This is a genomic window from Polymorphum gilvum SL003B-26A1, from assembly GCF_000192745.1.
GTDB classification, from domain to species: domain Bacteria; phylum Pseudomonadota; class Alphaproteobacteria; order Rhizobiales; family Stappiaceae; genus Polymorphum; species Polymorphum gilvum.
Window position 1 is genome coordinate 861,689 of sequence record NC_015259.1, and the last position, 13,601, is coordinate 875,289.

Genomic DNA, 13,601 nt, shown 5'->3' on the forward strand with positions numbered 1-13,601 from the left:
CTCGCTCAATCCTTTCGGTTGGTGTCCAGGAATTCGCCCATGCGGGCGAGCGCCTTCTGGATGTTCTCGGTCGAATTGGCATAGGACAGGCGGATGTAGCCCTCGCCGAGGATGCCGAAGTCGGGTCCGCCGATGGTGGCGACGCCGGCCTGCTCCAGCAGCGCGGAGGCGAGCGACTTGGCTTTCCAGCCAGTCGCGGTGATGTTGGGAAAGGCATAGAAGGCGCCGAGCGGGGTGCGGCAGGAAACGCCCGGCAGGGCGTTCAGACCGTCGACGACCACCTTCCGGCGGCGATCGAACTCCTCGACCATGGCGCGCGCCGCGTCCTGCGGGCCGGTCAGGGCGGCGAGGCCAGCGTATTGGGCCGGCGCGTTGACGCAGGACCAACAGTTGACGGCGAGCTTGCGGGCCTTGTCGACCAGCGCGTCCGGCCACACCGCATAGCCCATGCGCCAGCCGGTCATGGCGTAGGTCTTCGACCAGCCGTCGAGCAGGATGACATGATCGCGGATAGAGTCGAACTCCAGCAGCGAGACGTGCTCGTTGCCGTCGTAGGTCATCTGCGAATAGATCTCGTCGGACAGGACAGCGATGTCGGGTCTAGCTTCCAGGCCCCTGACCAATGTTTCGATCTCGGCGCGTGGAGTGATTCCCCCGGTCGGGTTGGCCGGCGAGTTCAGGATCAGCAGACGCGTCTGTGGGGTCAGCAGCGCCAGGGTCTCCTCGGCGGAAAAGGCGAAGTCGTTTTCCTCGCGGATCGGCACCGGCACGGGCCGGGCGCCGGTGAACTCGATCATCGAGCGGTAGATCGGGAAACCCGGGTCCGGATAGAGGATGTCCACGCCCGGCTCGCCGAACATCAGGATCGCCATGAACATGGTCACCTTGCCGCCGGGCACGATGACGACGTTGTCCGGATCTGCCGTGACGTTCAGGCGCGCCTTCAGGTCGGCGCAGACGGCCTCGCGAAGGGGCAGGATGCCGGTCGCCGGGGTGTAGCCGTGGTGGCCGTCCCGCAGCGCCTTGATCGCCGCCTCGACGATGTGCTCGGGCGTGCGGAAATCCGGCTGGCCGATGCCGAGATTGATGATGTCGCGGCCCTGCGCGGCGAGGGCGTTGGCACGGGCCAGCACGGCGAAGGCGTTCTCCTCGCCGATGCGGTCGAAGCCGGCAATGGTCTTCAGCATGGTTCCTCCCTGCGGTCCGCTTCTTTGCCGGGCCGCAGGGCGGCCTGGCGTTGCGTATCTTGTCCTGGTGAGCATTAGCCGCTCGGCTGCAGACTGAAAAGGGCGTGCGCGGGAAAGGGATCTTCGCCGTCCGCAGGCCTTTGCTCCGATCCCGCTTTCGACTTTCGTGCCTAACTTGAGCGCGTGAACTTGACGCCGCGACGACCTATAGTGCGGCCAACACCCGACGCGAGTCGGACGAGAGCGGTCGACGGGCCGCGCCGTCCGCCGTCAAGCAACAGGATACAGTCGCCATGACCACCGCCCCGACCGAAGGCGCCGCCGCAGCCCAGATCCCGGTCACCGTGCTGACCGGCTATCTGGGAGCGGGAAAGACGACGCTGCTCAACCGCATCCTCTCGGAGAACCACGGCCAGCGCTACGCCGTCATCGTCAACGAGTTCGGCGAGATCGGCATCGACAACGACCTGCTCGTCGAATCCGACGAGGAGATCTTCGAGATGAACAACGGCTGCATCTGCTGCACGGTGCGCGGCGACCTGATCCGCACGGTGCAGAACCTGATGAAGCGGCGCGGCGCCTTCGACGCCATTATCGTCGAGACGACAGGCGTCGCCGACCCGGCGCCGGTGGCGCAGACCTTCTTCATGGACGAGGACGTGCGGGCGGCTGCCAAGCTCGATGCCGTTGTCGCGGTCGTCGATGCCCGGCACGTGCTGCAGCGACTGGAGGACACCGAGGAGGCCGAAGACCAGATCGCCTTCGCCGACGTCATCCTGATCAACAAGACCGACCTGGTCTCGGCAGAGGAGCTGGCGGAGGTCGAGGCGCGGATCCGGGCCATCAATCCCTATGCGCTACGCCATCGTACCGAGCGCTGCGCGATCGACCTTGCGTCCGTTCTGGACCGGGGCGCCTTCGATCTCGATCGAATCCTGTCGCTCGACCCGCAGTTCTTGGACAACGGCCACCACGCGCACGAATGCGGCCCGGACTGCGATCATGAGCATCATCACCACGGCCGCGAACACGAACACCACCATCACGATCACGATCCTGACCACGTCTGCGGTCCGGACTGCGGCCACGATCATCATGATCAGGGTCATCACCATCACGAAAATCCGCATTCGGTGCGCAGCATCTCGCTGAAGGCAGGGGACCTCGACCCGGACATGTTCTTCCCCTGGATCAACCAGGTGACCCAGTTCAAGGGGCCGAACATCCTGCGTCTGAAGGGGATCCTGGCGTTCAAGGGCGATCCCCAGCGCTACGTCATCCAGGGTGTGCACATGATCGTCGAGGGCGATCACCAGCGCGACTGGAAGGCGGAGGAGGCGCGGGAGAGCCGCCTCGTCTTCATCGGTCGGGATCTGGATTTCGACCAGCTGAAGCAAAGCTTCGAAGCCTGCGCAGCGTGAGGCGGATGTGACGACCGTTGTCCCTGTCGATGTCGCCGGCTTCGTCGTCCGCGCGGGGTTCCTGAACGACACGCCCTATTTTGCCCTCGGCGAGGGGAGCGTCGTGCTCGCCACCGGCGGCGAGATGCGGCTTGCCGCGCACAAGGGCGGCCTGCTCGCTGCCGAAGAGCGCCCCGACGGATCGGGGCTGGTCACCGGCGGCGATGACGGCCTGATCCGGCAGGTTACTGCTGACGGAAGAGTAACCACACTCGCCGAGCGGCCGCGCAAGTGGATCGACCTCGTGGCTTGCGGCCCGTCCGGGACCGTCGCCTTCGCCAGCGGACGGACCGCCTGGGTGCGCCTTGCCGATGGCACCGAAAAGGAGTTCTCGCACGAGCGCGCGGTCGGAGGTCTCGCCTTCGCGCCCAAGGGGCTGCGGCTCGCGGTCGCCCGCTACGACGGCGCGACACTGTGGTGGGTCAACACGCTCGGAAAGCCGCAGCAACTCGAATGGAAGGGCGCTCACCTCGCAATCACCTTCTCGCCCGATGGCAAATATCTCGTCACGGCGATGCAGGAGAACGCGCTTCACGGTTGGCGGCTGAAGGACGGCCAAGACATGCGCATGACCGGCTATCCAGCGAAGGTGAAGTCCTGGAGCTGGTCGGCGAAGGGGCGCTACCTGATGACCTCAGGAGCCAATGCCGCCATCGCCTGGCCCTTCTTCGGCAAGACGGGACCGATGGGCCAGAATCCGCTCCAGCTCGGTTCTCGCGGCGATGCTCTGGTCACGGCGGTCGCCTGTCATCCGAAGGAAGAGGTCGCGGCGGTCGGTTACCAGGACGGCATGGTGCTGATTTGCCGGTTCGAGGACAACGCCGAGGTGCTGCTCCGCCGGCCCGGCAAGGCGCCCGTGTCGAGCCTTGCCTGGGACAGGGGCGGCGAGCGCCTGGTCTTCGGTTCGGAGGCCGGCGAGGCGGGCATCATTTCCCTGCGCTAGCGGTTGTCCTGGCCATCCGTGGCGCTCGACGGCGGCGCGGTCCTGCCAGGAACCGATAGAGGATCCACGGAGAGGCAATGGATACGATCACCTCATCGGGCGGCATGGTCGTCGCGCCCCACATGGCGGCTGCCGAGGCCGGCGCGGAGATCCTCGCCGAAGGCGGTTCGGCGATCGAGGCGATGATCGCGGCAGCGGCGGCCATTGCCGTCGTCTATCCGCACATGAATGCCCTTGGTGGCGACGGCTTCTGGATGATCGCCGAGCCGGGCAGGGATCCGAAGGTCATTGCCGCCTGCGGCCCGGCAGGATCCGGGGCCACCATCGCCGCCTACAACAAGGCCGGCCATGGAGCGATCCCGACGCGCGGCCCGATGGCCGCGCTGACGGTTGCCGGCACGGTCGGAGGCTGGGCGAAGGCGAAGGACGCCGCTCTGGCGGTCGGCGCAGGCCGGATCCCCAATCGCGAGTTGCTCGCCGCGGCGATCCGCCATGCCAAGGATGGCATCCGGGTGAGCCGTAGCCAGTCTGAACTGACGGCGCAGAAGCTGGCGGAACTCAAGGACCAGCCCGGCTTCGCCGCCGTGTTCTTGAAGGAGGGCGCGGCACCCAAGGAAGGTGACCTGCTGAGACAGGAGCGACTCGCCGATACGCTGCAGCATCTGGCTGCGGAGGGGTTCGACGAGTTCTACCGCGGCGACGTCGGCGCTGAGATCGCTGCCGATCTGGAAGCGATCGGTTCGCCGGTCACGAAGGCGGATCTGCAGCACTACGAGGCGCGCGTGCGCCTGCCGCTTTCGGTCCGAGTCCGGGCGGGGACGATCTTCAACGCGCCGCCGCCGACTCAGGGGTTAGCGTCGCTGATCATCCTCGGCCTCTACGACCGGTTAGCCGTGCCGGCGTGCGAGGGCTTCGGTCTTGTCCACGGTCTGGTCGAGGCGACCAAGCGCGCCTTCCTGGTACGTGACCGGGTGGTTACCGATCCGGATCGGTTGCCGGAAAGTCCCTCCGCCTTCCTTGCGCCGAACTGGCTGGCGGCGGCGGCGGACAGCATCAGTCTGACACGCGTGCAGGACTGGCAGAGCGATCCGTCGGCCGGCGACACGGTCTGGATGGGCGCGGTCGACGCAAAGGGCTGTGCGGTCTCGTTCATCCAGTCGATCTACTGGGAGTTCGGCTCGGGCTGCGTGCTGCCGCGCACGGGCATCATCTGGCAGAACCGCGGCACCAGCTTCTCGCTGCATCCCGACGCGCTCAATGCGCTCGAACCCGGGCGCCTGCCGTTCCACACCCTCAATCCGGCTATGGCCCGGCTCGACGACGGCCGGCTCGTCACCTATGGCACCATGGGCGGCGAGGGCCAGCCGCAGACTCAGGCGGCGATCTTCGTCCGTCACGTGTTGAACGGCATGCCGGTCGGCGCGGCCATCGATGCGCCGCGCTGGCTGCTCGGGCGTACCTGGGGCGACGAGACGACCGCGCTCCGGCTCGAGGCGCGTTTCGATCCCGATGTGGTGCGGGCGCTGGAGCGCGCCGGCCACCAAGTGGTGGTGCTCGGCGAGGGCTATTCCGATACGATGGGCCACGCCGGCATGATTGTGCGCAACGCGCGCGGCGGCCTTGAAGGGGCACACGATTCGCGTGCCGATGGGGGCGCTGCAGTGGCTTAGGGGAAACGGGGCCGGCATTCGCCGGCTCGGTTGCGGGAAACTGGACACTTCGGGCCAAGTGGGGCGATGGGCAATGGACAACAGGGAACTGGTCAGGGTTTTCTACCGCGGCATTCTCGGACGTGAAGCCGACGCAGGCGGACTCGATCATTGGGTGTCGCAACTCGACGGCGGCGCGTCTACGCTCGACATCGCTGCCGCGATCGCCGGCTCCCCGGAAGCCGAAGCCCGCAGGAACGCCGCGTCGGCCACCGACCGCCAGGCGGCCATTGACGGCGAGGCTGCCCGGCTTTTTTCGACGATCCTGCCGGCGAAGCTGACCATCATCGATATAGGCGCCCAGAATCTCGACACCGAACGACACATCTACCAGTCCTTGATCGACTTCGATCTGGTCGAGAAGATCGTCGGCTTCGAACCGCTCGAGGACAAGGCCCGCTACAGGAATGAACACGAGCCGCTCGCCGACATCCGTCCCTACGCGCTCGGCGACGGCAACGAACAAACGCTGTACGTCAACAATTTCGATGCCACGTCGTCGCTTTATCTGTGCACTTAACCTTCTTTCCGTGCTATCGTTGGAAAGGAGGAAGATCCCATGGGACAATCATCAACAGCAAGGCAGGCCTCGCCTCGTGATGCCGCCAGCAAGGTGGCGCAGCAGCGTTTGAGCGTGCTTGAGCTGGCGAGGGAACTCGGCAACGTCGCCGAGGCCTGCCGTCAGCGAGGCATGGACCGGACCAGCTTCTACGAGTGGAAGCGCCGGTTTCAGACGCAAGGGTTCGACGGGCTGAAGGACCTGCCGCCGATCCACAAGAGCCATCCGCAGACGACGGCGCCCGAGGTGGTGGACAGGATCAAGGAGCTTGCGCTGGCGCATCCCGCCTATGGCTGTAATCGGCACGAGGCGATGCTGGCGCTGGAAGGTGTCCGGGTGTCGTCGATCACCATCCAGAAGATCCTCAACGAAAGCGGCCTCGGCACCAAGGTCGAGCGCTGGCTGGCGCTGGAGGCACAGAACGCCGAGACGGCCATCGAGATCACGCCCGAACAGGCCGCCTTCCTGGAGAAGCTGAACCCCTGCTTCCGGGAAAGGCACGTGGAATCAAGCGCGCCGGGCGAGCTCCTGTCGGCCGACACGTTCTTCGTGGGCAGTCTCAAGGGCGTCGGCAAGGTCTATCTGCACGCCGTGGTCGATACCTTCGGCAGCTACGCCTTCGGCTTCCTGCACGTCTCCAAGCAGCCCGAGGCGGCGGTCGCAGTACTGCACAACGACGTGCTGCCCTTCTACCGCCATCTCGATTTGCCGGTGAAAGCCGTGCTGACCGACAATGGCCGCGAGTTCTGCGGGACGGACCGGCATCCTTACGAGCTCTATCTCGACCTCAATGGCATCGAGCACCGCCGCACGAAGGTGAAGACGCCAAAGACCAACGGCTTCGTCGAGCGCTTCAACGGCACGGTGCTGGACGAGTTCTTCCGGGTGAAGATGCGCGAGACTTTCTACGAGACCGTCGAAGCCCTGCAGGCCGATCTCGACGCCTGGCTCGTCCACTACAACACAGAGCGCCCGCATCTGGGCTACCGCAACCAAGGCAGACGGCCTGTCGAAACCGTCATGTCATTCGTTAGCCAAGAAGGTTAAGTGGACACTTTATCCCCTCAACCGGGCGGTGACGGAGGCGACCGCCGGCCTCGATTTCCTTCACACGGTGGAAGAGAGGCGGATCCCGACCTTTCGTTTGGACGACGTGGCGGCGCTCGACTGCGTCGACCTGTTCAAGATCGACATCCAGGGCTACGAGTTCGAGGTGATGAAGAACGCCAGGCGGACGCTGGCCGATACACTGGCGGTCTACACCGAGGTCGAATTCCAGAGCGTGTATCTGGGCCAGCCTCTGTTCGATCGGATTTTCGCACTCCTGACCGAGGCGGACTTCATTCTGCAGGATATCGTCAACCAGCAGCGGCTGCTGGGCAAGAACTGCCACGAGGCGATGCCGTTCCTCCACGCCACCCGTCTGTTCTGGGCCGATGCCGGCTTCGTCAAGACACTCGGGGGCCTCACGCCGGACCGGATGATCCGGCAGGCGGCCGTGAGCCATTTCGTCTTCAGGTGGTTCGATCATGCCTTCGACATGCTGAGTGCCTGCGACCGGGCGCAGGGAAGCGGCTTCTCCGGACAATATCGCGACCTGTTTGCCTGATTGCCGATCCCGCGGAGGATACCTTGGACGCCATAACCCGCATGCGCTGCTTCCTGCAGGTCGTCGAGAGCAACGGCTTTTCCGCTGCCGCCCGGGAAATGGGCCGCTCGAAGGCGCTGGTATCGAAATACATCGGCGAACTGGAAGACGAACTCGGCGTCCGCCTGCTCAACCGCACGACGCGTCAGATCTCGCTGACCGAGGTGGGTGAGGCCTACTACAAGGAAGCAGCCGACATACTTCAGCGGATCGACGACCTGCAGGCCTCGGTACAGTCCACCCATCGGGAGGCACGCGGGCGCCTGCGTGTTTCGGCGCCGCGCTCCATGGGCGACGGGCTGCTCAACCGGGCGGTGATGGAATTCCTGGTCGCCGAGCCGGAGATCACACTGGACCTGAGGCTCGACGACCGGTTCGTCGATCTGGTCGAGGAGGGATTCGACGTCGCCATCCGGGTGACGGACCTGGAGGATTCCAGTCTGATCGCGCGCAAGATCGCGCCGTTCCGGACGGTCATCGTGGCAACGCCCGAGGTGATCGCCGCCCATGGCGTGCCTCAGGTCCCGGCGGATCTGGCGCAGCGGCCCTGTATCGTCGACACCAACTACCGATTCAAGGCCAACTGGGCCTTCATGGTCGACGGCGAACGGATCAGCGTGCCGGTGAAGGGCCGAGTCGAGGTCAACAGCGCCTCGGCGGCCCGCGACGCCGCGCTGTGCAACCTCGGCTTCCTGCGCACGCCGCTGATGTTCGTCAACGCCGACATCGAGGCCGGGCGGCTCGTTGCGATGCTGGAAGCCTATGAACTGGACGGCCCGGCCATATATGCCGTCTATCCGCACCGCCGTCACCTGTCCGGCAAGGTACGCTCCTTCGTCGATTTCCTGTCCGGTTGGGCCGCTGAGCGCCGCAAGTCCGGCGAAGACTGTCCGGGCTGAGCGTGACCCGTCGGCCGGCTAAAGCTCTTCTTGCCGGACGGGAAAACCGGGGCGCGGGCCTTGATCCTGCCGCGATCGGCGGGCACAGCAGCGTCATCTGATCTTTCGGGGTTTCGCCGTGGCTTGCACCAGGATATCGACGTTGAATTCGCTGCGCAGGACGCTGGTCAGGGGGCTGGTGGCGGCGGCTTTGCTATGCGTGCCGCTCGTGCCGGCCGGTGCGCATCCGCACGTGTTCGTCGAGGCGCGCACGCAGCTCGTGTTCGACGACAGCGGTGGCGCCGTCGCCGTGCATCAGGTGTTCCGCTTCGACGACGCCTATACCGCCTTCGCGATCCAGGGCTTCGATACCGATGGCGACGGCATCTTCAGCAGCGAGGAACTGGCCGACCTCGCCAAGGTCAACGTCGACAGCATGGAGGAATACGGCTACTTCACCTTCGGCGACAACGCGCGCGTGGAGCTGGATTTTCGCAAACCGGAAACCTATTGGTTGGAGGTGGTCGAGGTCGCGCTTCAGGACTACTGGGCGATGAAGCCGGAGGACATCGCGGCGATCCGCGAGGATGCCGCGCGTAGCGGCGAGACGGCGATGCAGAGCGTGCAGCTGCTTGAGTTGCATTTCACCCTGCCGCTCAAGGAGCCGACCGACGCGAGCCGACCGATCACGCTCGACGTCTATGACCCGACCTACTACGTCGATTTCCGCTTCGCCCGGGGCGAGGAAGCGCTCGGCCTGCGCAACGCGCCGGATGCGGGTTGCAGCATCGAGCGGCGCGAGCCGCCGGAACTTGACAGCGCGACGGCGGCCGCCCTCGCGTCGATCGGTCCCGACCAGCGTGACCTGCCGCCCGAGCTTCAGGACGCGGCCGCCTCCCAGGTCAACCAGATGATCGTCACCTGCGCAGGGATGCCCGGTGTAGCCGCCCAACCGGCTGAGATGCCTGCCGCCGCTGTGGACATGCCGGCGCTCGAGGGAGGCGTCCGCTTGCGGACGCTGGCGGGCGCGGACGATGGCGCGGCAACCGCGCCGGGCGCGTCCGTCGGCATGGCCGACCGCCTCTTCGGCACCGTCGCGCGGCTGCAGTCGGAGTTCTACCAGAAGCTGGTCGCCGCCCTGCGTGCCTTCCGCTCCAACTCCGATGCGGCCTGGCTTCTGGCCGGCCTGTCCTTCGCTTACGGCATCTTCCACGCCGCCGGCCCGGGCCACGGCAAGGCGATCATCGCGTCCTACGTGCTGGCCAGCGGCGACACGCTGAAGAAGGGTGTTGCGCTATCCTTCGTCTCCGCCTTCGCCCAGGCGCTGACCGCGATCCTTCTGGTCGGCGCTGCGGCCGTAGTGTTCCGCCTCACCTCCATCGCCATCCAGGACACGGCGCGCTGGCTTGAGATCGGCTCCTACGCGCTGGTGACGGCGCTCGGCGCCTGGCTGCTCTGGGTCAAGGCGCTGCGGCCGATGCTGGCCGGCGCCACGACCGGCGGCCATCACCATCACCATCACCATGATCACGCTCACGATCAAGACCGCCATCATCATGGTCACGGTGATCCGTCCCATGATCACGATCACGCGCCGGACGGCGTCTGTTCCTCCTGCGGCCACATTCACGCGCCGACGCCGGAGATGCTGAAGGAGGAACTGACGGTCGGCCGTGCGGCCTCGATCGTCCTCGCCATCGGGCTGAGGCCCTGCTCCGGAGCGCTGATCGTGCTGGTGTTCGCCCTGTCGCAGGGCATGATTGTCGCGGGCATCGGTTCGACGCTGGCGATGGCGCTCGGCACCGGCATCACCGTCGCGGCGCTCGCCACGCTCGCCGTCGGCGCCAAGGGTGCGGCGGTGCGTTTCTTCGGCGGGGACAGCGTCTGGGCAGTGCGCCTGCACCGGGCGATCGAAATCGTCGCCGCAGCCGTGGTGTTCCTGCTCGGGGCGACGCTCCTGATCGCCACCCTCGGCTGGGGCTGAGCGCTCCGATCAGCGCGCGAGCACGATCGGCTGGCCGTGGGGCGTCGCGCGGGCGGCGCGGTCCCAGGCCCGCCGGGTCTCCTCCAGTGCCTCGGACGAAGCCACGCCCTTCTCGGAGACCAGGCGTTCGAACGCCGCCAGCCAGTGGCGATAATAGTCTTCGCCGCCATCGGTCGTTCCGGCGCGGGCAATCTCCGCTCCGAGCGCCCGGGTCCATTCGCTCCACGAAAACAGCCCGGCTTCGTGGGCCTTGACGGTCATCGAGAAGACGCGGGCCTCCCAGGGTTCGCGGAATACCGGGGTGTCGCCGTCGCGCGGCAGGCCCGGCATGGTGTCGGTGATCACGCTGACCGCATCGGAAGAAAGCTCAGGCGCCTTCAAGATAGGGCTCCCACAGGTCGACCCGCACGACGAGCCGGGGATCGGTGCCCTCGCCCCACAGCTCCCTGCCCCGGAAGGCAATGCCATACAGCCAGGAGGGCTGTTCGCCCCGACCCGCGGCGTTGCTGTCGGGAAAGACATGACAGCCGTGTATCGCCTCGACCACGCCGGCACGCCCACGCACATAGCGCGGGAGCCGGGTGTGTCCTTCAGGGTGCATGTTCCTTGCCAGCACCGCATCACCGACGGCGAAGCGGGCGGGCGCCGTCGGCGGACGGTCGACCGGGCCGCCGCGGCCGAGTGTGGCGGCGACGTCTGCCGCTTTCAGCACGCGCCTGACCGGCTTGGGCGGGGTCAGGGCGTGCCCAGTGGCGATCTCGTCGGCACCGACCAGCCCACGTTCCTCGAGCAGACGCTCAAGGCCTGCGAGCCAGATCTGATAGTAGCTCGACGTCAGATACCGTGCCGGCGGCAAGCTCTCGCGGGCGAAGCGCGAAGCGTCGAGCGACCAGGATCCGGCCGCCCCCATGGCGAGGGTGATGGCGAACGCCCGCCGTTCCCATTCGGCATGGAACGGCGGCTCGTGCGGTTCCGGCTGGACCGGCCCGAAGCCCATCATGCCACCGAGATCCTGGGCGCCGTTCATGGCTTCATCTCCCCGGTGCGGCCGGGCGCCAGGGCGAGGCCTGTGCCGATCATGCTGTCGCGCGAGACGAGGCCGGCAAGCGCCTCCTCGCTCCAGCCCTCGGTTCCGGCTGGGCGCATCGGCACGACCAGATAGCGCACTTCGGCGGTCGAATCCCAGACCCTGATTTCGGTCTCTTCGGGCAGGGCGACGCCGAAATCGGCCAGGGTGCCGCGCGGGTCGCGCACGGCTTTCGACCGGTAGGCGGGCGACTTGTACCAGACCGGAGGCAGGCCGAGCACCGGCCACGGATAGCAGGAACACAGTGTGCAGACGACCAGATTGTGCGTTGTTGCGGTGTTCTCGACCGCGACCATGTGCTCGCCCTGGCGGCCGATATAGCCGAGTGAGCGGATCGCCGCGGTCGCATCCTCCAGCAGCCAGGTCCGGAACGCCGGATCGCTCCAGGCCCTGGCGACGACCCGGGCACCGTTCTTCGGCCCCACCCTCGTTTCGTAGGTCTCGATCAGTTCGTCCAGCGCGGCCGGATCGATATAGCCCTTTTCGGTCAGGACGGTCTCTAGCGCCCGGACCCGAACCTCCGTTTCCGATAGTTCGGAATGGTCATGCGGATGGTCGTGGTCATGGTCGTGATCGCGGGCCATGGGGCGTCTCCGGTCTATTCGGCGGCGAGGCTGGCGCACCTGGACAAGCGATAGGCTTCGACGGCGCGTCCGAAGGCGCCGAACAGCTTCTGCGACGGGCCGTCGCAGGCGATCCAGTACTCGGGATGCCACTGCGTTGCCAGCACGAAGCCCGGTGCCTCCTTCACCGACACCGCCTCGATCGTGCCGTCCTCTGCGCGGGCCTCGACGACGAGGTTGCGTCCGAGGTCGCCGAGCGCTTGGCGGTGCAGGGAATTGACCTCGACGCTGTCGGCGGCAAGCGCGGCGTGAAGCGCCCCGCCTGCACGGATCTCGATCGGATGGGCGATTGCAAAGCGCTCGTCCTGGACGTCCGACGCCGGGGCGCGATGGTCGTGCCGGCCCTCCATATCCTGGATCTCGGTGAGGAGCGTGCCACCCATGGCGACGTTGAGTTCCTGCATGCCGCGGCAGATCGCCAGAACCGGGATGCCGCGTTCGATCGCCCGGCGCAGCAGCGGCAGCGTGGTGGCGTCGCGGTCCGGGTCGTAGGGCCCGTTCGCCTCGCTCGCCTCGCCGCCATAAAGGTCGGGATTGACGTTGGAGCGTGACCCGGTCGCGAGCACGCCGTCGACGCGGTCGAGTGCGGCGTCGAGATCGATGGCGGCGCCGAGCGACGGCAGGATCATCGGAATCGCGTTGCTACCTTTCAGAACCGCTTCCAGATAGGTGGATGTGGCGGCATGCCAACGGTAGCCGTCGACGGCCTTCACGTCCGCGGTGACCAGAACCAGGGGTTTCGTCATGATGCCTCGTTGTCGAAGATGGGCTCGTGCGTGAGCTGAAGGGATTTTGGGCCGGAGTCTGACATAAAGCCGGCGGGCGCGCCACACACCACGGCGGTCGCGGCTGTCCGTCTCAGACGAGTTGGAGTTCCTGGGCGATCCGGTAGAGATGGGCGGCGTTGCCGCTGCCGACCTTGTCGCGGATGTTAAGCCGATGGGATTCCACGGTGCGGACGCTGATGCCGAGTGCCTTGGCGATTTCCTTGTTCGCCTGTCCGCGTGCAACGCCCTGCAGGACTTCCCGCTCGCGCTCGGTGAGGCCGTAACGATCGACGCCCGAACAACTGGGCCTGGCCTCCATCAGGGTCGGCCCGACCTTGGAGGAGAAATAATAGCCGCCATCGGCGATGGCTGTGACTGCATTGATCATTTCGCGCGCGGAAATGTCCTTCAGCAGGTAGCCGCGGGCTCCGGCCTGCATCACGCCGCGCACGTATTCCGGATTGTCATAGATTGACAGGACCAGAACGCTCATGTGCGGATAGCGTCGCCGGATCGCCTCCGTTGCCTCGAGGCCGTTCATCACCGGCATGGATATGTCCATCAGCACGATGTCGGGGACCAGCGATCCGGCCATTTCGAGCGCTTGGCGTCCGTCGAACGCCTCGCCGACGATGAGCAAGTTATCGACTTCCTCCAGGCGGGTGCGGATCCCGGCCCGGACCAGTTCGTGATCGTCCGCCAGAAGTATTCGGATCGGACGTTGGGTCTGTGTCGATGTCATGATCGCAACACCTC

At 66.3% G+C, this 13,601-nt stretch carries 14 protein-coding genes; 8 read left to right on the forward strand and 6 right to left on the reverse strand.

What is annotated here, in order from left to right; all coding sequences use genetic code 11:
* Window positions 1-5: 5 nt before the first annotated feature.
* Window positions 6-1,187 carry a pyridoxal phosphate-dependent aminotransferase gene (locus SL003B_RS04105; RefSeq protein WP_013651556.1) on the reverse strand — a complete coding sequence of 394 codons (1,182 nt, stop codon included), beginning with the start codon at window positions 1,185-1,187 and terminating at the stop codon, window positions 6-8.
* 293 nt (window positions 1,188-1,480) lie between these two features.
* Here SL003B_RS04105 and SL003B_RS04110 point away from each other — a divergent pair, with 293 nt between their 5' ends.
* The 8 genes from SL003B_RS04110 (at window position 1,481) to SL003B_RS04145 (ending at window position 10,368) form a co-directional block, all read left to right on the forward strand.
* On the forward strand, window positions 1,481-2,608 hold the full coding sequence (locus SL003B_RS04110) for a CobW family GTP-binding protein (RefSeq protein ID WP_013651557.1): 1,128 nt from the start codon (window positions 1,481-1,483) through the stop codon (window positions 2,606-2,608).
* Window positions 2,609-2,615: 7 nt separating this feature from the next.
* Complete coding sequence (locus SL003B_RS04115; protein ID WP_013651558.1) at window positions 2,616-3,590, forward strand: WD40 repeat domain-containing protein; 975 nt, start codon at window positions 2,616-2,618, stop codon at window positions 3,588-3,590.
* Window positions 3,591-3,667: 77 nt separating this feature from the next.
* Window positions 3,668-5,260, forward strand: a complete 1,593-nt coding sequence (locus SL003B_RS04120) for a gamma-glutamyltransferase family protein (RefSeq protein WP_013651559.1) — start codon at window positions 3,668-3,670, stop codon at window positions 5,258-5,260.
* The gene (locus SL003B_RS04125) at window positions 5,238-5,819 is read left to right on the forward strand and encodes a DUF4214 domain-containing protein (protein WP_083812043.1); all 582 of its coding nucleotides are present in this window, start codon (window positions 5,238-5,240) and stop codon (window positions 5,817-5,819) included. Before SL003B_RS04120 ends, SL003B_RS04125 begins: the two co-directional genes overlap by 23 nt.
* Window positions 5,820-5,858: 39 nt before the next feature.
* Entirely contained in the window at window positions 5,859-6,905 is a 1,047-nt protein-coding gene (locus SL003B_RS04130) for an IS481 family transposase (RefSeq protein ID WP_013651429.1), read from the forward strand.
* A 28-nt stretch (window positions 6,906-6,933) separates the two neighbouring features.
* Window positions 6,934-7,467: an FkbM family methyltransferase gene (locus SL003B_RS04135; protein ID WP_013651561.1), complete on the forward strand. Its 534-nt coding sequence runs from the start codon at window positions 6,934-6,936 to the stop codon at window positions 7,465-7,467.
* A 23-nt stretch (window positions 7,468-7,490) separates the two neighbouring features.
* Complete coding sequence (locus SL003B_RS04140) at window positions 7,491-8,405, forward strand: LysR family transcriptional regulator (protein WP_013651562.1); 915 nt, start codon at window positions 7,491-7,493, stop codon at window positions 8,403-8,405.
* Between the two features lie 142 nt (window positions 8,406-8,547).
* A complete protein-coding gene (locus SL003B_RS04145) occupies window positions 8,548-10,368 on the forward strand; it encodes a HoxN/HupN/NixA family nickel/cobalt transporter (protein WP_013651563.1) in 1,821 nt (606 codons plus the stop codon).
* Between the two features lie 9 nt (window positions 10,369-10,377).
* Here the strand turns inward: SL003B_RS04145 and SL003B_RS04150 are convergent, their stop codons facing one another.
* From SL003B_RS04150 to SL003B_RS04170, 5 genes are all read right to left on the reverse strand, one after another.
* On the reverse strand, window positions 10,378-10,749 hold the full coding sequence (locus SL003B_RS04150; RefSeq protein WP_013651564.1) for a nitrile hydratase accessory protein: 372 nt from the start codon (window positions 10,747-10,749) through the stop codon (window positions 10,378-10,380).
* Entirely contained in the window at window positions 10,736-11,395 is a 660-nt protein-coding gene (gene nthB, locus SL003B_RS04155; protein ID WP_013651565.1) for a nitrile hydratase subunit beta, read from the reverse strand. The genes SL003B_RS04150 and nthB overlap by 14 nt, the downstream gene beginning before the upstream one ends.
* Window positions 11,392-12,039, reverse strand: a complete 648-nt coding sequence (gene nthA, locus SL003B_RS04160; RefSeq protein ID WP_013651566.1) for a nitrile hydratase subunit alpha — start codon at window positions 12,037-12,039, stop codon at window positions 11,392-11,394. The genes nthB and nthA overlap by 4 nt, the downstream gene beginning before the upstream one ends.
* A gap of 14 nt (window positions 12,040-12,053) precedes the next feature.
* Window positions 12,054-12,824 (reverse strand): gamma-glutamyl-gamma-aminobutyrate hydrolase family protein, encoded by a 771-nt coding sequence (locus SL003B_RS04165; protein ID WP_013651567.1) that lies wholly within the window; start codon window positions 12,822-12,824, stop codon window positions 12,054-12,056.
* Between the two features lie 112 nt (window positions 12,825-12,936).
* Window positions 12,937-13,587: a response regulator transcription factor gene (locus SL003B_RS04170; protein WP_013651568.1), complete on the reverse strand. Its 651-nt coding sequence runs from the start codon at window positions 13,585-13,587 to the stop codon at window positions 12,937-12,939.
* Window positions 13,588-13,601: the final 14 nt, after the last annotated feature.